We start from the raw sequence: 18,893 nt of genomic DNA, 5'->3' as shown, positions 1-18,893 counted from the left end.
TTCACCCCACAAGGCCTGGGATCATTTCAAACAGCTGGGTGGTGTAGTCCACCAATTGGCGCAACATCCACGGTCCGGTGAGACCAAGTACCAAGACCAGCACCACCAGCTTTGGAATAAAGCTCAAGGTCATATCTTGAATTTGGGTGGCCGCCTGAAACATACCAATCATCAAGCCCGCCGCGAGTGCCGACAACAACAAGGGCGCAGCTAACAGCACGGTAACGTTCATGGCCTGACGGCCAAGTTCAATTACAGTATCGGCATTCATGTGTAAAAACTCGCGGCCAGTGAGCCCATTACCAAGCTCCAGCCATCAACTAAAACAAACAGCATGATCTTAAAGGGCAGCGAAATCATCATCGGCGACAACATCATCATACCCATCGACATCAACACACTGGCGACTACCAGATCGATAACCACAAAGGGAATAAACAATAAAAAGCCTATCTGAAAAGCAGTTTTAAGTTCGCTGGTTAAAAACGAGGCCATTAAAATAGTAAATGGCACATCTTCCGGTTTATCGAAGGCATCTTGGCCGGAAATTTCAGCAAAGCGCGCAATGTCCTCTTCGCGGGTTTGGCGCAGCATAAAGCTTCGAAACGGCTGAAAACCTTTTTCAAGCGCTTGCTCAAAAGGCAGCTCTTCGGCGATATACGGCTTAATTGCATCGTTGTAGGCAATTTCAGCCACCGGCTGCATAATAAACATGGTTAAAAACAAGGCCAAGCTCAGCAGTATTTGGTTAGATGGTGTCTGTCCTGTGCCCAGTGCTTGACGCAAAATAGATAGCACAATCATTATCCGAGTAAACGCAGTCATACCCAGTAGCAGCGCGGGCAATAAGGTTAGTGCGGTCATCACCGCCAGTAATTGCAGCGACACCGTGTATTCCTGCCCGCCCCCCGCTGCGGGCAATGAGGTCACTGCGGGCAAGGACAACTGCGCGGCATTGGCCAGCATCGGCAAACAGCAGGCGATAAGAAATAGTAATTTGCGCAAGCCCCTCATTGCTTAGCTCCCGCATCATTACTTGGCGTGTTGGCCTTAGCCGAGTTATGAGTGGGCAAGCGCGCTAATAATTTGGCAAAGGGCGAATTCTGGGGCGTCGATGCAGCGCTATCTTGGGAAGAAGGCGACGACCAAGTATGCAGGGTATTAATTGCGCTGGCAGTGCAGCCAAGTAATAGTTTGTCGTCACCGACCTGCACTACCAATAATTTTTCTTTCATGCTCAGCGGAATTTGCCCCACCACCGCCACGCCGGTGTGATTGGGGCCGGCAACTAAGCGGCTTTTGCGCAACAGCCACATTAGCACCACTATGCAGAGCACCACCAGCAACAAACTGCCGAGCATACCGCTAATATCTAGCTGCGCTAAACTGGGTGCCGCAGGCACTGCCGCGCTGGATTTATCGCCAAGCTTCTCACTCGCCGCCACTAGGGGCTTGGCGACTTCTGCCACATCCTCGGCCCAAACCGGCAACGCCGCGGCAACACTGGCAACTCCGTAACACCACCGTGGCAGATAGCACATCATCCCCGGCGCTCACGCTCGTCTTGGCCAACAACCTCGGTGAGCATAATGCCGAATTTATCTTTAACCACCACAATTTCACCGCGTGCCACAAGGGTATCGTTGACCAGCACGTCAAGGGGCGTACCCGCGGCGCGATCTAATTCAATAATGGCGCCCTGGCTAAGTTCGCGCAAATCGCGAATACTCATTTTGGTACGACCAACTTCTACCGCCACATTTACGCTAACATCCATGATCATATCGAGGCTCATATCATTACTCATGCGGCCACTCCTCGAGCTGGTGTCGGCGACTGGTTTTGTTGGCTGAGCGCTAGTATGTTCATTTAATTCCTTAATTTCCGCGGCGGTTACCGCCTCATGTTGACTGGCGGCATCCGCCGCTGGCTGTTGATTATTCACGTCGTCAGACATATCCCCTCCTCAGCGCTAGGGTCGTTTTTTGGGTACAGGGCCCTCAAGTTTGACCGCTAAATTGCCCTGATGACTGCCAAAACGGCCTCGCATAAAGGGCTTGCCATCGACCTCTAAAATCAATTCTTCTGGTGAGGGAATGTCGATGATATCCCCCACTTTAAATTTGGCCACTTTCTTTAAGCTCAGCTTGGTATGCGCTAACACCGCTACCATTTCAATGGGCGCCGACTCCAAGCCTTCTAACAGGCGGTCGCGCCAATCATCGCTAGAGGGCTTTGTTTTACTTTTGGCAGGGTCGCCAATACTGTCGCGCACCGCATCAATCGCACTCCATGGCACAATCGACCACAGGCCGCCGCTGAATTCGCCAATATTCACCGTAAAGCGCGTGGCAACCAGCGAGTCTGCTTCGCTAATTGTGTCGAGCATGCGAGGGTCGTTGTGTTGCACGGCAATACTGGGCTCGGTTTTCATAACCGACTTCCACGCACTAGCAATATCGGGTAGTAGCGCAGTACTGAGCATTTCCATAAAACTAAATTCAGATACCGACAAGGTCTCGCGATCGCCCTGCTGACTGGCGCCAGAACCACCAAAATAGCGGTCTACTAATTGAAAAACCAAATCAGATTCAAAGGCTAAAAATAAGCTGGCATTCATCGGCAGCCCCTGCACCACCGACAAACTGCACGGCGCCGAAAGAGTATTCAGCATCTCCTCAAACTTCATTACCGTGATTTTATCGGTTTGTACCGAACTCACTGCGGCAACAAACTCCTGCATGCGATCCTTGGTTGCACCGGCAAACTGCGACTGAATTAGCGACAGTGCCGGTATTAGGCGCTGCACAGCATAATCTTGGCGGGCAAGATTGTACTTGCCCTTACCCGGCGCGTTGTCGTCCTCACCCGCCATTAAGGCTTCGAGTTCTTCTGGATCGAGTACGTCACTCACTGGCTCAACCTCACTGCACGACAAACTTGGTGAAATACACCGCGTCAACACCGCCTTTGCCAGATTCAGCGATTAAAACGCCATTAATCACCGCCATCGCCTCTTCCTGTATTTTCTTACGCTGCTCAACCGTAGCAATTGCCTCGCGATCCAGTTTACTAAGAAACAACAGCAAGTCGTTGCGAATACGCGGTTCATATTGCTCCACCCGGCTAAAGGTATCGTCACGGCGCGACATCAACTCGATCTCGATCATTAAAAAGCGCATGCCGCGTTCATTCTGTAAATTCACCACAAACGATGGCGACAGACTGTAGTACTCGGGGGCCTTCATGGCTGGGCTAGCCGCTGCCATCATTTCACCTTCAGCTTCGGTTGGCATCGGCGCAGGCGCCGAGCTTTTCATAAAAAACCACGTTCCGCCAACTGCGGCTAACAGCAATACCAGCACACCCACAATCAGGATAATCTTAGATTTCATAATCTGTTTCCAACATTCCACATACAGAGACAACATAGCTATTATTAGGGCAAAAGCAAGGCTTATGCCAATGAAAATTGTACTTAAAAATCAAACAGTTAATATAGCTAAATATGCCTACGACAAAACTTTGGCTGTTATTTGTCAGAAAACAGCCGCTACACCGAGTCAGCGTGAACACCACGTAGCAAGAATAAACACAAAAGTTACTGCTATAATCCTGCCTGAATTCATCATCGAGATACAATTATGACCGTTGCCTCAGCACGACACATACTGGTTAAAACCGAACAAGAAGCGAAAGATCTTAAAGCAAAAATTGCTAAGGGCGGCGATTTTGGCGAGCTGGCTAAAAAGCACTCTGATTGCCCATCTGGCAAACAGGGCGGCGACCTCGGCGAGTTTCGTCCAGGCCAAATGGTAAAAGCCTTTGACGACGTGGTCTTTAAAGAAGCCGTTTTAGAAGTGCACGGCCCCGTCAAAACTCAGTTTGGCTACCACTTGATTCAGACTATTTACCGCAACTAATCATTATTTAGCCAGTAAAAACTAAAAAGCCCCGAAGGCATATCGCCTTCGGGGCTTTTTAACATAGTGCCATGTTAAATTAACAACATTTACTCTGCTGCAATCTCAATCAACACCTCGCCAGGTGTTACGCGATCGCCTTTCTTAACAAAGATATCAACGATCTTACCGGCAATCGGCGCTTGCACCTCGGCTTCCATTTTCATCGCTTCGGTTACCAATACAGGCTGACCCAGCTTAACCACGTCACCTACCGCTACCAGCACCTCTACAATATTGCCTGGCATATTGGTCGTTACGTGGCCTGGCTTGTTGGCCGATTTACGCCCCCCACTGCCCTCGGCCTTGTATTCGTTAAGGGCTTCGAACACCACTTCTTCGGGCATGCCATCCAAGGTCATATAGATATGGCGTTTGCCGGTGCCTTTGATACCAACACCGGTAATAGCCACTTGATAGCTTTCGCCGTGAACATCAATAACAAACTCAGTTGGCGCGCCGCCATCGGTAACCGGCCGCGTACTCGCGCTGCCAATAGGCTCTAACACTTCCGGCGTGAGAGTACCCGCTTCGCGCTCTGATAAAAATGCACGACCCAAATCTGGGAACATAGCAAAGGTCAGCACGTCTTCTTCTGACTTGGCTAGGTCGCCAATATCAGCGCGCAGCTTGTTTAGCTCTGGCGGCAAAAGGTCCGCTGGACGCACATCAATTACGTCCTCATTACCTATTGCCAACGCCCGCAGGTTTTTGTCTACCGGCGCAGGTGCTGCGCCATAGTGGCCCTGCAAATAGCGTTTAACCTCGTTAGTAATGGTGGTGTAGCGCTTATCCGCTAGAATATTCATAACCGCTTGGGTGCCAACAATTTGCGAGGTGGGCGTTACCAGTGGCGGATAACCTAGGTCTTTGCGCACCGCCGGTATCTCTGCAAACACGTCGCCAATGCGGTGTAAGGCGCCCTGCTCTTTTAGCTGATTCGCCAAGTTCGACATCATGCCGCCGGGCACTTGGTTGATCTGCACGCTAACGTCTTCGCGGGTAAACTCGCTCTCAAACTGATGGTATTTTTTGCGCACATCCCACAGCTGGGTGGCAATGTTTTGCAGCGCGGGTAGGTCTAATCCGCTGTCGCGGTCGGTGCCTTTCAGCGCCGCCACCATGGTTTCGGTTGCAGGGTGACTGGTGCCATTCGCAAAAGCCGACATTGCGGTGTCGATAATATCGATACCCGCCTCTATCGCCTTGAGCTGACACAGCCCAGCCAAACCAGAGGTCATATGGGAGTGCAGCGCTAGCGGTACACTGACTTCGCTTTTAAGCGCCGCAACCAGTTCTGAGGTCGCGCTCGGGGTAAGTAAACCTGCCATGTCTTTAATGGCAATGGAATCCACACCCATATTCACAAGGTCTCGCGCTTGCTGAACAAACTTGGCCGTGGTGTGAACGGGACTGGTGGTGTAACAGAGAGTGCCCTGGGCGTGTTTGCCGGATTTTTTAACCGCGGCAACCGCGGTTTCTAAATTGCGCACATCGTTCATGGCGTCAAAAACGCGGAAGATATCCATGCCGTTGTCGGCCGACTTTTGAATGAAGGCCTCGACCACATCGTCGGCATAATGGCGATAACCCAGCAGGTTCTGGCCCCGCACCAGCATTTGCAATTTAGTGTTAGGCAGCGCTTCGCGCAGCTTGCGCAAGCGCTCCCAGGGATCTTCTTTTAAGAAGCGCACGCAGGCGTCAAAAGTGGCGCCGCCCCACACTTCCAGCGACCAAAAACCGATGGCATCCAACTCAGCGCAAACCGGCAGCATGTCTTCTGTGCGCATTCGCGTGGCGATTAGCGATTGGTGGCCATCGCGCAGGGCAACATCGGTGATTAGAACGGGTTTAGCTTGGCTCATGATCAATATCCTTTGCGTTATAGGCCAGCGTGGGCGGCAATTGCAGCGGCCACGGCGAGGGCAATATCTTCGGGGCGGGTTTTATCCGAGTACTGGGTCAGTTCGGGATGGCTTTCAACAAAACTGGTATCAAAATTCCCAGCGCGAAAATCTGGGTGTTTTAAAATTTGCTGATAGTAAGCCGCCGTGGTTTTCACGCCCTGTAGGCGCATATCGTTTAGCGCCCGCGCGCCGCGATTTAAAACCTCTTCCCACGTCAGCCCCCACACAATCAACTTTAAGCACATGGAGTCGAAATACGGTGGAATGGTGTAGCCAGTATAAATAGCGGTATCTACCCGCACCCCAGGGCCGCCTGGCGCATAGTAGCGGCTGATCTTGCCAAAGCTGGGCAAGAAATCATTTTTAGGGTCTTCAGCATTAATCCGAAATTGCAGTGCATAGCCGCGGTAGGAAATATCCTCTTGGCGGTAGCCCAAGGGCAAGCCAGAGGCGATGCGAATTTGCTCGCGCACCACATCCACCCCCGTAATTTGCTCGGTAATGGTGTGCTCTACCTGCACCCGCGTATTCATTTCCATGAAATAGATTTGGTTATCGGCCAAGAGAAACTCGACCGTACCGGCGTTTTCATAGCCCACCGCCTCGGCGGCGCGAACCGACATATCGCCAATATACGCGCGCTGCTCTGGGGTTAACTGTGGCGAGGGCGCGATTTCGATCAGTTTTTGATTACGACGCTGAATCGAGCAATCCCGCTCAAATAGGTGAATCACATTACCGTGGCTGTCGGCCAGTATCTGCGCCTCGATATGGCGCGGATTAACAATGCATTTTTCCATGAATACATCGGCGCGACCGAAGGCCTTCGTCGCTTCCGACACCACCCGATCATACTGGCGGCGTAAATCGGCCTCGCTATCGCAGCGGCGAATACCACGGCCACCGCCACCCGAGGTGGCCTTAAGCATAATGGGGTAACCGATGGTTTTGGCGAAGTTCACCGCCTCTTCTACATCGGCCAAATTGCCGTCGGTACCCGGTGTTACCGGCACGCCTGCGGCGGTCATTGCGCGGCGCGCCTCAGTTTTATCGCCCATACGGCGAATAACCTCGGCACTGGGGCCTATAAAGGTAATGCCACGCTCGGCGCAAACATCGGCCAGCTCAGCGTTTTCAGACAAAAAACCATAGCCAGGATGTAGGCCGTCGCAACCGGTTTCCACCGCCAACGCAACTAACTTGCGGGGGTTTAAATAGCCCTCAAGAGGGTCGGCGCCCACGTTATACGCTTCATCGGCACGTTTTACGTGCAGCGAAAAACGATCTGGCTCGGTATAGATCGCCGCCGAGCGAATGCCCATTTCGGCACAGGCCCGAACGATACGCACCGCAATTTCACCGCGGTTGGCGATCAGGATTTTTTTCAACATAGCTGAACTCCCTATGGGCAAGAATTACCCCTAACCTAGCCTTACTATTAGCCAATAGCCATTAAAAGCAATTTCATTACTGCGTAAACCCGCGTGCAAACGTGGCGCAGCAATAATGACATGCAGCCACCGTACCGAAAAAAGCGGTGAATAAAAAATTAATATTTGTATTGATAAGTATTAGTAATTACTTATAGTAACGAGATCGACCGCCCAGGAACGAGTATGGAAGTCAGCTTTTTAAATCGTTTAACCTTGCGCCAACTGGACGTTTTCTTGGCAGTTTGCCAGCACCGCAGCTACTCCAAGGCCGCTCAACAGCTAGCGCTAACCCAACCGGCGGTGAGTTCACAAATCCGCAGTTTGGAAGAAGTCGTTGGCCAAGCGCTGTTTGACTATCTTGGCAAACAGCTATTCTTGACCAACGCCGGTGAACTCATGCTCCGCGCGGCCCGCGAACTCAAACAGCGTTTAGTGCACCTCGAAATTGAGTTAACCGAGCTGCATGGGCGATTGCAGGGCAGTCTCAACATTGCCATCGAGTCCAGCGCCGAGTACTTGCTCCCATCCCTTATTCACAACTTTTGCGAACAGCACCCCGACGTTGATATTAGCCTGCACGTTGTTAACCACCAGCGCTTGCTGGAACGTCTGCACGACAATCTTGACGATCTCGCCGTCATGACCCAAGTGCCCGACAGCCGAAGCTTAAGCTACACCCCCTTTGCCGAGCACCAGCTGCTAGTGGTGGCAAACGCCTCGCACCCGCTGAGCCAACGGCAAGATATAAGCTTAATCGAACTTTTAAGCTACCCAGCCTTGCTTCGCGAAGCGGGCTCCGGCACCCGACAAATTTTTGAGAGCTTCTGCCGCCAGCACAGCTGCCTCATTCAGCGCCACCGCCAAATGGGCAGTAACCAAGCCATTAAAACCGCCTTGGCCAACGGTGAGCATTTTGCTATTTTGCCCAAGGCGATGGTCAGCAACGACATCGCCGCAGGTCGCCTAGCTGCAATTGCCGTTGTGGGCTTTCCTATTTTGCGGTCGTGGTGCACCGTGTACCCCAAGGCCAAACACCTCAACCCCTTAACAAAGGCTTTTCACGACTTTCTTCATCAGCCCAGCACGGTGAGCAAACCAATCTAAAAAAGGTATACAAGGTAAGCGCGCTGACTGATTATTTAAGCCCGCAAGCCGCATTCGTTTATCAACCTCAGGAAATCACCATGAGTAATATGTTAATCAGCAATATTGAAATTATTCCTGGCAGAAAAGTCAGCCAGCATTTTGGCTTAGTCATGGGCAGCACCGTGCGCGCCAAACACGCGGGCAAAGATATTATGGCGGGGCTAAAAAACATTTTTGGCGGCGAGCTAGGCGGTTATACCGAGCTGTTATCTGAAGCCCGCCAAGAGGCCACCGACCGCATGACCGAACAAGCCAAGGCCATTGGCGCCAATGCGGTTATCAATGTGCGCTACTCCACCTCGTCTATCACCGCTGGCGCCTCCGAAATTTTGGCCTACGGCACGGCGGTTTTCCTCGAGGAAAAATAATGGAAGCCCTCATTAAAATAGGCATATTCGCGCTACTGCTCGGCCTTGGCTTTTTCTTTGGCCGCCGCGCCGAAGCCAAGCACTATAAGAGCATCCTCAGCCGCGAAGATGCGCTGCGCAGCCTTGTGGTGTCTACCGACCGCTTTCCACCGCCAGAGTATATGAACCACCACACGGAACTGGTTAGCGGTAACGTGGTGATCTCGGTGGATTATTTTAAGCAAGTTTCCGCTGGCTTGCGCGGCCTTGTCGGTGGTCGTATTCGCGCCTACGAAACCCTGCTCGATCGCGCTCGCCGCGAGGCGTTATTGCGCATGCAAGAACAGGCACACGCGGCTGGCGCCGAAGCCATTATTAACACCAAATTAGAAACTAGCCGCATTTCCGGCAACGGCAATAAGGGCATCGGCTCGGTTGAAGTACTCGCCTACGGCACAGCTTTAATCCCCATTCATAAAAATTTGGGCTAAACAAATCGTGGCCTTCGCAAAACAAAACCCCAAAATTCCGGAGGGCATAAATGCCTCTAGCGAGAACCCCCTAAAGGAATTTTCAATTCTGCTCGGCGGGGTACTCCTCGCCATTACTGCCGTCGTGGCCTTGCTGCTGTTATTTTCTCACCAGCTGGCGCCGCTAATTCCCTTTCGCTACGAACAACAGCTGGTCAGTAAATTTGGGCAACTAAGGAACAACACGGAGAACCGCAAACAAAGCATGTTAAGTGCCGAAGCGGCGCTCCAAGAACTTGGCGATCAGCTCGCCAACAAATCGCAGTTAGCACCCGACATCAAACTGCACTTCCATCTTGTCGATGAAGCTGATGTGCCCAACGCCTTTGCCACCCTCGGCGGCCATATTTTTGTTACCACCGGCTTGTTGCGCGAAGTGTCTTCAGAGAATGCGCTAGCCATGGTGCTAGCCCATGAAATTGCCCACATCAAATTTCGTCACCCCGCCCAATCCATCAGTGGCGGCTTACTAGTGCAGTTATTTTTGAGCGTGGTAACTGGGCAAAACGCGGTGGCGCTGCAAAGCACCGTTCAGCAAGCAGGCATTATGACCGTGCTCGGCTTTAGCCGAAAAATGGAAAGCGCCGCCGACCGTGCAGCCCTCGACACCTTAGAGCAACACTATGGCCACTTAGCTGGCGCAGAAGCCTTCTTTAAAAAGATATTAGCCCAGCACCGTCAAGCCAGTTGGCAGGCGATTTTTGCCAGCCACCCCGATATGCAGCAACGTATTGAACAGATTAAGACCCGGACTCAAAAGTCTAAAACAGCCGCCACCAAGGCACTAGACCCAAGGCTCGATTACCAAAATTTATAAGCTCGCGACGGCGACAGGCTGCTTCTTCCTTGTGATATAACCCAAGAAAACCAGCCCCAGCAACCAAAAAACCGAGATACTGAGCGCCGTTTTCAGCACGCCCTCCCACTGATAATTAAACAGAATCCAGCCCGCAGAAAACGCTGCAATCGCCTGCGCGCTAATCACGCTAAATTCATTCACGGCTTGCGCTTTAAAGCGCTCATTGCCGTGATAGGTTTCGGGAAGTAAAGCGGTGGCAGTCATAAATAATAGATTCCAGCCAAGGCCAAGCAGTACCAGCGCCCACCAGTAATGCATTACCTCATGCCCACTAAAGGCCACCGCAATCACCGCCAAATAGCAGAGCAGGCCTGCAACAATAAGGCTAAGTCGCAGCCCCTTTTTAAGTAATTTGCCCGTGAGTAGCGACGGCAAAAACATCGCAACAATATGCGACTGAATAACAATCGTTGCGTGATTAAAGCTGTGGCCGCTCATCTCAACCATGCTGAGTGGTGTTGCGGTCATCACCAGCGACATAACCGCATAGCCTGTGGCCGCTGTGCCCGCCGCCAGAATAAAGCTAGGTTGTTTAATAATACTGAGCAGTGAGCGCTCAGCCGACACCTTTTCGGCCTCAGCCACGCCCCGCTCTTCATAAATACACATAATAACGAAGGCAATTACCAGCAAGATTGCCAACAACAAAAACGACCCTGCATAGCCCTGCGGCGAGGCAATAAGGTCGCGCCCCAAGGCGCCAAATTGCGGGCCAATAAAACCGCCCAGCAAACTCGCCAATAGCGCTATGGTCAGGCCGTCTGCCTGTTGTTTTGGATTCTGCGCATTTTCAATAATGATAAAGCGGCCCTGCTGGGTAAACGCTAGATTAAAGCCAAAGCAGAGGGTGGCAAAAATAAACAATAAAAAATTCGCCTGCACCGTTGCTAACAGCGCACAAAGCGCCCCGCAAAAGGCAATGAAGATACTGAGCAGAAAGCCCTGCTTGCGGCCAACTTTGCGCATAATCATTGCCGCTGGAACCGTAGATACCGCCGTAGCAATAATAAAGCTCGCCATCGGCAATGTTGCTAAAGAGGCGCTCGGCGCCAAACTGCTACCGAGCAAACCGCTGACCAACACCATTAACGACGAAGTCGCCAGACACAGGGAGCTAACAATCGCCATTAAGTAAATATTTTTGGGTAGCTCAAACATGCCCCGCGCCTTGATCGAAACCTTTAAGAGGAAATGAATAGTATCGGCGATAAGCCCAGCCGTCTCGCGGTTTATTAGGAATATTGCGCTATTCACGACTCGCTTCCCGCTCTTTCTATTCTTAATGAGTTCTTAAGTTTTCAGCACTAGCCTTGTTAGTCGTCGCAGAATCTCACAGGGCAAGGCTGCGACACCCAGTGACCACATGTGTAAAACAAGGCGCAAACCATGAAAGTAAAGATAAAGCAGCTACTGACCGGCCTGCTATTTGTCGCCAGTGGCTGGCTACACGCCGCCCCCACACTCAACATCGCCGATTACCAAGGCAAGGTGGTTTATGTCGATTTCTGGGCCTCATGGTGTGGCCCCTGCCGTGCGTCTTTCCCGTTTATGAACGACTTAGTTAAGGATTACGGCGACAATTTGGCCGTGGTCACCGTCAACCTCGACGAAAGTCGTGAGGATGCAGATCAATTCTTAACAGAGTTTCCCGCCAATTTCGCGGTGATATACGACCCAGACGGCGGCCTTGCCAAGCAATACGGCGTGCGCGGCATGCCCAATTCATTTTTGTTTAATCAACGCGGCGAGCTAGTGCATCGCCACGACGGCTTTACCGCCAAAGACCCACAAATAATACGCGAACAAATCAACAACACCTTGGGGAGAGCACAATGACCATACACAAACTTGGGATTGCGATAGCGATAAGCGGGCTGCTCAGCGCCTGTAGTTCGATGGGCGTAGATCCTTGGCAACGCCAAAATTTAGCCAAGCCAGAAATGGCCTTAGACAGTTCACCTCTAACCAGCGCACTCGATGACCATATTTATTTCAGTAAAGAGGCATCTAGCGGTGGACGCAGTTTTGGTGGCGGCGGCTGTGGTTGTAATTAAGCGGCTAACCGACGGGCTAACTAAAGGACTAAGGATAAACACATGAAAAAGAATATACGTCTATCGCTAGCTGCGGCTAGCTGCGCACTGTTAGGCAGTCAGCTCGCCATCGCCGAAGACAAGCACGATGTTGGCGAGTGGGATGTTAGCGCCGCCCTGCTGTTTTACAGCGAGCCAGATCGGGTCAATGCCACCGAGCCAGTCATTTCTGCTAAAAAGCAGCTCGATACCGACGAAACCCTGAGCCTTAAATTAACCCTAGACACCCTAACCGGTGCCTCTGCCAGTGGCGCCTTGCCCAGCAATCAGCCACAGACCTTTACCAGTCCCTCTGGCGGTTCTATTGGCACTACCAGCGCTGGCGACACGCCCTTAGACGATTCATTCAAAGACACCCGCGTGGCCGTTAATGCCGCATGGGAAAAGCCAATTTCCAAAGACCTGACCATGGTATTGGGCGGCAATTTCTCGACCGAATACGACTACACCTCCTTTGCAGTCAATTCGAGCTTTGCCAAAGACATTAACAATGGCAATACCACCTTGATGACAGGCTTGTCGCTAGGCATGGATATGATAAAACCGGTCGACGGCAAACCCATTCCCTTTGCCACTATGCAAGCTGGCCGAGATTACGGCGGCAATAGCGACAGCGTTAAAGATGGCAGCGACGACACCAAAAGTTTGGTCGACGTAATTGTTGGCGTCACCCAAGTGATTGACGAAAACAGCCTATTCCAGCTGAACTACTCGCTCAGCTCGTCTAGCGGCTACTTAACCGACCCTTACAAAATCATCAGCGTGGTTGACCCTGTAACCGGCGCAACCCTATTTCAAAATGGCGCCCAATCCGACCTGCCCACCGCCGTGTACGAAAATCGGCCAGACAGCCGCTTAAAACACAGCGTATTCGGCCAGTACAAACGCTATCTTGGCGGCGACGTGCTCGATACCTCCTACCGGTTTATGGTCGACGACTGGGACATTACCTCCCACACCGTAGACGTGCACTACCGCTGGAAGTTTGCCGACACCCAATACCTACAACCCCATGTGCGGGTCTATCAGCAGAGCGCTGCCGATTTCTATACGCCATTTTTTGTTAATGGCCAGCAGCCCACAGCCGGCGACAAGAGCGCAGAAGCCTCTGCGGATTACCGCCTAGGCGAATTCATGGCCTACACCATAGGTTTGGAATACGGCCAAGATAATCCTAGCAATTCGTGGAGCGTGGCCGTGGAATACTATCTGCAAACCGGTGACGAACCCGCGCAGGCCTTTGGCGAGTTAAAAAATCAAGAACTTTATCCTGACGTTGACGCCTTAATGTTACGAATCGTTTACGACTTTTAACGCTAGCAACAGCAACAGCAACAACGAGGAGAATAGCGGCACCGCCGGCGTTTCAAAGCCCGCACGTAATTGTCGCGCCGGCTGTTTTATTGGCCACCGTCAGGACTTCTTAACGAAATCTTAAGTTTTCGCTAATAGCCTTACTAAAACTCAAAAAATATAACGGTTCAGCCCAGTAACGGCGGATAACTCCATTTTTATACAAAAGGCGCAAACCATGAAAGTAAAAATAAAGCAGCTACTGACCGGCCTGTTATTTGTCGCCAGTGGCTGGCTACACGCCGCCCCCGCACTCAACATCGCAGATTACCAAGGCAAGGTGGTTTACGTCGATTTCTGGGCCTCATGGTGCGGCCCCTGCCGCGCGTCTTTCCCATTTATGAACGACTTAGTTAAGGAATACGGCGACAATTTGGCCGTGGTCACCGTCAACCTAGACGAAAGCCGCGACGATGCAGATCAATTCTTAACAGAGTTTCCCGCCAATTTTGCGGTGATATACGACCCCGAGGGCGGCCTTGCCAAGCAATACGGCGTGCGCGGCATGCCCAATTCATTTTTGTTTAATCAACGCGGCGAGCTAGTGCATCGCCACGACGGCTTTACCGCCAAAGACCCACAAATAATACGCGAACAAATCAACAACACCTTGGGGAGAGCACAATGACCATACACAAACTTGGGATTGCGATAGCGATAAGCGGGCTGCTCAGCGCCTGTAGTTCGATGGGCGTAGATCCTTGGCAACGCCAAAATTTAGCCAAGCCAGAAATGGCCTTAGACAGTTCACCTCTAACCAGCGCACTCGATGACCATATTTATTTCAGTAAAGAGGCATCTAGCGGTGGACGCAGTTTTGGTGGCGGCGGCTGTGGTTGTAATTAAGCGGCTAACCGACGGGCTAACTAAAGGACTAAGGATAAACACATGAAAAAGAATATACGTCTATCGCTAGCTGCGGCTAGCTGCGCACTGTTAGGCAGTCAGCTCGCCATCGCCGAAGACAAGCACGATGTTGGCGAGTGGGATGTTAGCGCCGCCCTGCTGTTTTACAGCGAGCCAGATCGGGTCAATGCCACCGAGCCAGTCATTTCTGCTAAAAAGCAGCTCGATACCGACGAAACCCTGAGCCTTAAATTAACCCTAGACACCCTAACCGGTGCCTCTGCCAGTGGCGCCTTGCCCAGCAATCAGCCACAGACCTTTACCAGTCCCTCTGGCGGTTCTATTGGCACTACCAGCGCTGGCGACACGCCCTTAGACGATTCATTCAAAGACACCCGCGTGGCCGTTAATGCCGCATGGGAAAAGCCAATTTCCAAAGACCTGACCATGGTATTGGGCGGCAATTTCTCGACCGAATACGACTACACCTCCTTTGCAGTCAATTCGAGCTTTGCCAAAGACATTAACAATGGCAATACCACCTTGATGACAGGCTTGTCGCTAGGCATGGATATGATAAAACCGGTCGACGGCAAACCCATTCCCTTTGCCACTATGCAAGCTGGCCGAGATTACGGCGGCAATAGCGACAGCGTTAAAGATGGCAGCGACGACACCAAAAGTTTGGTCGACGTAATTGTTGGCGTCACCCAAGTGATTGACGAAAACAGCCTATTCCAGCTGAACTACTCGCTCAGCTCGTCTAGCGGCTACTTAACCGACCCTTACAAAATCATCAGCGTGGTTGACCCTGTAACCGGCGCAACCCTATTTCAAAATGGCGCCCAATCCGACCTGCCCACCGCCGTGTACGAAAATCGGCCAGACAGCCGCTTAAAACACAGCGTATTCGGCCAGTACAAACGCTATCTTGGCGGCGACGTGCTCGATACCTCCTACCGGTTTATGGTCGACGACTGGGACATTACCTCCCACACCGTAGACGTGCACTACCGCTGGAAGTTTGCCGACACCCAATACCTGCAGCCCCATGTGCGGGTCTATCAGCAGAGCGCTGCCGATTTCTACACGCCATTTTTTGTTGATGGTCAGCAGCCCACTGCCGGTGACACGGGTGGCGAAGCTTCAGCAGATTATCGCCTAGGCGAGTTCATGGCCTACACCATTGGTTTGGAATACGGCCAAGACAACCCCGCAGATTCGTGGAGCGTAGCGCTGGAATACTATCTGCAAACCGGTGACGAACCTGCGCAGGCCTTTGGCGAACTGAAAAACTTAGAGATATACCCCGACGTTGACGCCCTTATGTTACGAGTTGTTTACGACTTTTAAACATAGTCAGTAAGGCGTTAAACGATTGGGAGAAAGGCAGCAATGTCTTTCTCCCCTTTTTCAGAAAACGCAGGGAGTGTTTGCGTGAAAAACCTTATTGCTCAGCTAGCGCTCGTATCAAGTATATTGCTCGCGAGCTTTGCGGCTCACAGCACTGAATTAAGTCCTAATTTAAATGCCACTAATTCAAATAGCGCCTACTTCAGTAGCGCCCAAGACAGCCAATTTTTGCCAGTCGAAGAAGCCTATCAACTCAGCCTCAAGATTGACCAACAACAGCTCAGCCTGAACTGGCAGATCCATGACGGCTATTATTTATACCGCGACCGCATAAGCATCAAACAATTTAACAAGGGCGAGTTGCAAAAACTTGAGCTTGCCCTGCCCGAGGGAAAGTTAAAGCACGACCCCAATATTGGCGATACTCAGGTTTTTTACCACCAGCTGATCGCCCAAACTCTTTTATCGAAAACCAATAGCCCCTCTTCACAAGCGATCACCGTAAAAGTGACTTCGCAGGGCTGCGCCGATGCAGGCCTGTGTTATCCCCCGCATCACCAGTGGTTTAACATTGAGCCAAGCACTGGGCAGATAACGGCCATTGATCAAGCAAAACCACAAAGCCAAGCTAGCACCAGCACTTCAAGCAATCAAAGCAATGTAATGCCCAGCCCGCCAACATGGTCGGCGTTTAAATTACTGAGCATGGCGGCCTTTGCCTTTGCTGGCGGCCTCATTCTTAACTTAATGCCCTGCGTATTCCCTGTGCTGGCCCTCAAAGGCATAAGCTTAGTAGAATCCGCCGACATCTCCGCTAAGCAGCGCCGCATCCACGGCCTTGTTTATACCGCTGGGGTTGTCACCAGCTTTGTCGCCGTCGCCAGTTTGCTACTCATCTTGCGCGCTGCAGGCCAGCAATTGGGCTGGGGTTATCAATTACAGTCGCCGTGGTTTGTCGCAGCCATGGTGTATTTGTTTTTTGTGGTGGGCTTAAGCTTCTCTGGCGTCATTGAACTCGGCGCGCAGTTTGCCGGTGCTGGCCAATCCCTCACCGAAAAAAGCGGCATGAGCGGTTCGTTTTTTACTGGCGTATTAGCGGTATTAGTCGCCAGCCCCTGCACTGCGCCGTTTATGGGCGCATCCTTGGGCTTCGCGCTAAGCCAACCAATGATTGTGGCGCTGGCGGTATTCGTCGCCCTAGGCCTTGGCATGGCCACCCCATTTCTGCTGTTATCATGGCTACCCGGTATTGCCCGCTTACTGCCCCGTCCAGGCCGCTGGATGCTCACTATGAAGGAGGTCTTGGCCTTTCCAATGTACCTCACCGCCATTTGGTTGCTGTGGGTACTCGGCAGACAAAGCGGCGTAAACGCGGTGATGTTAGTGCTTATCGGCTGTTTACTGATTGTGATTGCCCTGTACTTCTGGCCCCGTGAGCGTTGGCAGCGCGGCATCTCGGTAGTGTCGGCCCTGCTAGCGGCATTCATTCTCAGCTCAGCCATGCTAAATGCCACCGCGAGTACCACCGCCGACACCGGCGACGTCACCGCTTACCGGCGGGGCTTGCTAGAAGAATTGCAGCAAGATCAACAACCCATCTTCCTTAATGTAACCGCCGACTGGTGTATTACCTGCCTTGCCAATGAACGGGTCGCGCTGTCTAGCGCAAAAGTAAAACAGCGCTTCGACGAGCTTGGCGTACGTTATGTAAAGGCCGACTGGACCAACCAAGACGATAAAATTACGCAACTGCTGGCGGGTTATCAGCGCAGTGGCGTGCCGCTGTATGTTTACTTTCCAGGTGGCAGCGCCGAACCAATCGTGTTGCCGCAACTCTTAAGTGTCGACACCCTACTCGCCATTTTCAGTAAATCGTCGTAGGCTGTTTTATCTCAAAACCAAAAAGCACCGCGTATGCCTGAGCCAAAACGAGAAGTCACATTTACACACAGCGCCACCGGTTTGGTGGCGCATTTTCGCGCTATGGCCAGCCCCTGCGAGGTACTCGTCGACAGCACCGACGAGGCCCACATCAAATCTTTAGCACAGCACGTTGCCGATGAAGCATGGCGAATCGAAAGCAAATTTAGCCGCTACCGCGACGACAATATTGTTTTTCAAATTAATAATGCCCAAGGCAAAACCGTCACCGTCGATGAAGAAACCGCCGAACTTTTAGACTTTGCCGCGCAGGCCTACCAACTCAGCGACGGCATGTTCGATCTAACATCTGGCTTATTGCGGCAACTCTGGCGCTTCGACGGCAGCGATCAAATACCCACGCCAGACGCAACCGCCGCCCTATGTCAGAACATTGGTTGGCACCACGTGAACTGGCAGCGCCCGCAACTGCGCCTGCACGCCGGAATGGAAATAGATTTTGGCGGCATCGGCAAGGAATACGCCGTCGATCGCGCCGCCGCCATCGTCCGCCAGCATAGCGACTGCGCAGTGTTAATTAACTTTGGCGGCGACCTCTACGCCACCGCCCCACCCCGCCATGCTCCGCACTGGCTAGTAGGCATAGAACAAATCGGCGGCGGCAAATCCGCCATCATTCAACTCGCCAAAGGCGGCCTCGCCACCAGCGGCGACGCCAATCGTTTCTTACTAAAAGGCGGCGTGCGCTACCCCCACGTACTCAACCCCAAAACCGGCTGGCCAATTATGGACGCCCCGCGCTCAGTCACCGTAGCAGCGCCCAGTTGCGTAGAAGCCGGCCTTATTGCCACCTTCGCCATGTTGGCTGGCTCAGAGGCCCAAGCCTTTTTAACGGAACAAGAAATACTGCATTGGATTCAGCAGTAATTGGCGAGCTGATAAACCGTCATTCTGAATGCTACACATCGTCATTCTGAATGCTACACATCGTCATTCTGAATGCTACACATCGTCATTCTTAACGCCACACATAGTCATTCTTAACGCCACGAACCGTCATTCTGAACTTGATTCAGAATCCAATACCACCGAACTAGTTCACAGCCGCCCCACCAGATGCTGGATCAAGTCCAGCATGACGGCTTCGTAAGCACCCGCTATGCCCTTCGCACCGTCATTACCC

At 52.1% G+C, this 18,893-nt stretch carries 23 protein-coding genes; 14 read left to right on the top strand and 9 right to left on the bottom strand.

Annotation, left to right across the window (positions count from 1 at the left end):
• Window position 1: 1 nt before the first annotated feature.
• Genes fliQ through P1U47_RS11075 form a run of 6 tightly spaced genes read right to left on the bottom strand, consistent with a single transcriptional unit; the run spans window position 2 to window position 3,395 of the window.
• On the bottom strand, window positions 2-271 hold the full coding sequence (gene fliQ / locus P1U47_RS11100; protein WP_301028961.1) for a flagellar biosynthesis protein FliQ: 270 nt from the start codon (window positions 269-271) through the stop codon (window positions 2-4).
• Complete coding sequence (fliP, locus tag P1U47_RS11095) at window positions 268-1,014, bottom strand: flagellar type III secretion system pore protein FliP (protein WP_301028959.1); 747 nt, start codon at window positions 1,012-1,014, stop codon at window positions 268-270. The genes fliQ and fliP overlap by 4 nt, the downstream gene beginning before the upstream one ends.
• Complete coding sequence (gene fliO, locus P1U47_RS11090) at window positions 1,011-1,544, bottom strand: flagellar biosynthetic protein FliO (RefSeq protein ID WP_301028958.1); 534 nt, start codon at window positions 1,542-1,544, stop codon at window positions 1,011-1,013. The genes fliP and fliO overlap by 4 nt, the downstream gene beginning before the upstream one ends.
• Window positions 1,541-1,957 (bottom strand): flagellar motor switch protein FliN, encoded by a 417-nt coding sequence (fliN, locus tag P1U47_RS11085; protein WP_301028956.1) that lies wholly within the window; start codon window positions 1,955-1,957, stop codon window positions 1,541-1,543. The genes fliO and fliN overlap by 4 nt, the downstream gene beginning before the upstream one ends.
• Window positions 1,958-1,972: 15 nt before the next feature.
• Window positions 1,973-2,914 carry a FliM/FliN family flagellar motor switch protein gene (locus tag P1U47_RS11080; RefSeq protein ID WP_301028954.1) on the bottom strand — a complete coding sequence of 314 codons (942 nt, stop codon included), beginning with the start codon at window positions 2,912-2,914 and terminating at the stop codon, window positions 1,973-1,975.
• A 10-nt stretch (window positions 2,915-2,924) separates the two neighbouring features.
• The gene (locus P1U47_RS11075) at window positions 2,925-3,395 is read right to left on the bottom strand and encodes a flagellar basal body-associated protein FliL (RefSeq protein ID WP_301028952.1); all 471 of its coding nucleotides are present in this window, start codon (window positions 3,393-3,395) and stop codon (window positions 2,925-2,927) included.
• A 70-nt stretch (window positions 3,396-3,465) separates the two neighbouring features.
• Here P1U47_RS11075 and P1U47_RS11070 point away from each other — a divergent pair, with 70 nt between their 5' ends.
• Window positions 3,466-3,648, top strand: a complete 183-nt coding sequence (locus P1U47_RS11070) for a hypothetical protein (protein WP_301028951.1) — start codon at window positions 3,466-3,468, stop codon at window positions 3,646-3,648.
• On the top strand, window positions 3,645-3,923 hold the full coding sequence (gene ppiC, locus P1U47_RS11065) for a peptidylprolyl isomerase PpiC (RefSeq protein ID WP_366943153.1): 279 nt from the start codon (window positions 3,645-3,647) through the stop codon (window positions 3,921-3,923). Before P1U47_RS11070 ends, ppiC begins: the two co-directional genes overlap by 4 nt.
• 89 nt (window positions 3,924-4,012) lie before the next feature.
• Here the strand turns inward: ppiC and oadA are convergent, their stop codons facing one another.
• Together oadA and P1U47_RS11055 are read right to left on the bottom strand one after the other, a co-directional pair.
• Window positions 4,013-5,827 carry a sodium-extruding oxaloacetate decarboxylase subunit alpha gene (gene oadA, locus P1U47_RS11060; RefSeq protein ID WP_301028950.1) on the bottom strand — a complete coding sequence of 605 codons (1,815 nt, stop codon included), beginning with the start codon at window positions 5,825-5,827 and terminating at the stop codon, window positions 4,013-4,015.
• Window positions 5,828-5,844: 17 nt separating this feature from the next.
• On the bottom strand, window positions 5,845-7,260 hold the full coding sequence (locus P1U47_RS11055) for an acetyl-CoA carboxylase biotin carboxylase subunit (RefSeq protein ID WP_301028948.1): 1,416 nt from the start codon (window positions 7,258-7,260) through the stop codon (window positions 5,845-5,847).
• A gap of 225 nt (window positions 7,261-7,485) precedes the next feature.
• Between P1U47_RS11055 and P1U47_RS11050 the strand changes: the two genes are divergently transcribed.
• From P1U47_RS11050 to P1U47_RS11035, 4 genes are all read left to right on the top strand, one after another.
• Window positions 7,486-8,406 (top strand): LysR family transcriptional regulator, encoded by a 921-nt coding sequence (locus P1U47_RS11050; RefSeq protein WP_301028946.1) that lies wholly within the window; start codon window positions 7,486-7,488, stop codon window positions 8,404-8,406.
• An 80-nt stretch (window positions 8,407-8,486) separates the two neighbouring features.
• Entirely contained in the window at window positions 8,487-8,816 is a 330-nt protein-coding gene (locus P1U47_RS11045) for a YbjQ family protein (protein WP_301028944.1), read from the top strand.
• Window positions 8,816-9,286: a YbjQ family protein gene (locus tag P1U47_RS11040; RefSeq protein WP_301028943.1), complete on the top strand. Its 471-nt coding sequence runs from the start codon at window positions 8,816-8,818 to the stop codon at window positions 9,284-9,286. Before P1U47_RS11045 ends, P1U47_RS11040 begins: the two co-directional genes overlap by 1 nt.
• A gap of 7 nt (window positions 9,287-9,293) precedes the next feature.
• Complete coding sequence (locus tag P1U47_RS11035; protein ID WP_301028941.1) at window positions 9,294-10,142, top strand: M48 family metallopeptidase; 849 nt, start codon at window positions 9,294-9,296, stop codon at window positions 10,140-10,142.
• Here the strand turns inward: P1U47_RS11035 and P1U47_RS11030 are convergent.
• Window positions 10,137-11,438, bottom strand: a complete 1,302-nt coding sequence (locus P1U47_RS11030) for an MFS transporter (protein ID WP_301028939.1) — start codon at window positions 11,436-11,438, stop codon at window positions 10,137-10,139. The two genes, P1U47_RS11035 and P1U47_RS11030, sit on opposite strands and share 6 nt — an antisense overlap.
• Window positions 11,439-11,570: 132 nt before the next feature.
• Here P1U47_RS11030 and P1U47_RS11025 point away from each other — a divergent pair, with 132 nt between their 5' ends.
• The 8 genes from P1U47_RS11025 (at window position 11,571) to P1U47_RS10990 (ending at window position 18,637) form a co-directional block, all read left to right on the top strand.
• Entirely contained in the window at window positions 11,571-12,020 is a 450-nt protein-coding gene (locus P1U47_RS11025) for a TlpA disulfide reductase family protein (protein WP_301028938.1), read from the top strand.
• Entirely contained in the window at window positions 12,017-12,238 is a 222-nt protein-coding gene (locus tag P1U47_RS11020) for a DUF4266 domain-containing protein (RefSeq protein WP_301028934.1), read from the top strand. The genes P1U47_RS11025 and P1U47_RS11020 overlap by 4 nt, the downstream gene beginning before the upstream one ends.
• 42 nt (window positions 12,239-12,280) lie before the next feature.
• On the top strand, window positions 12,281-13,591 hold the full coding sequence (locus P1U47_RS11015; RefSeq protein WP_301028937.1) for a DUF3570 domain-containing protein: 1,311 nt from the start codon (window positions 12,281-12,283) through the stop codon (window positions 13,589-13,591).
• Window positions 13,592-13,808: 217 nt separating this feature from the next.
• Window positions 13,809-14,258, top strand: coding sequence for a TlpA disulfide reductase family protein (locus P1U47_RS11010; RefSeq protein WP_301028935.1), 450 nt, complete (start codon window positions 13,809-13,811; stop codon window positions 14,256-14,258).
• Window positions 14,255-14,476: a DUF4266 domain-containing protein gene (locus P1U47_RS11005; RefSeq protein ID WP_301028934.1), complete on the top strand. Its 222-nt coding sequence runs from the start codon at window positions 14,255-14,257 to the stop codon at window positions 14,474-14,476. The genes P1U47_RS11010 and P1U47_RS11005 overlap by 4 nt, the downstream gene beginning before the upstream one ends.
• Window positions 14,477-14,518: 42 nt before the next feature.
• Window positions 14,519-15,829: a DUF3570 domain-containing protein gene (locus P1U47_RS11000; RefSeq protein ID WP_301028933.1), complete on the top strand. Its 1,311-nt coding sequence runs from the start codon at window positions 14,519-14,521 to the stop codon at window positions 15,827-15,829.
• An 84-nt stretch (window positions 15,830-15,913) separates the two neighbouring features.
• Window positions 15,914-17,710 carry a protein-disulfide reductase DsbD gene (locus P1U47_RS10995; protein ID WP_301028932.1) on the top strand — a complete coding sequence of 599 codons (1,797 nt, stop codon included), beginning with the start codon at window positions 15,914-15,916 and terminating at the stop codon, window positions 17,708-17,710.
• Window positions 17,711-17,743: 33 nt separating this feature from the next.
• Window positions 17,744-18,637: an FAD:protein FMN transferase gene (locus P1U47_RS10990; protein ID WP_301028930.1), complete on the top strand. Its 894-nt coding sequence runs from the start codon at window positions 17,744-17,746 to the stop codon at window positions 18,635-18,637.
• The last annotated feature ends 256 nt before the right edge of the window (window positions 18,638-18,893 follow it).

Source organism: Zhongshania sp., from assembly GCF_029212375.1.
In the GTDB taxonomy this organism is placed as follows: domain Bacteria; phylum Pseudomonadota; class Gammaproteobacteria; order Pseudomonadales; family Spongiibacteraceae; genus Spongiibacter.
The sequence above is the reverse complement of the archived record's forward strand: the minus strand, read 5'-3'. Positions and strand labels throughout refer to the sequence as shown.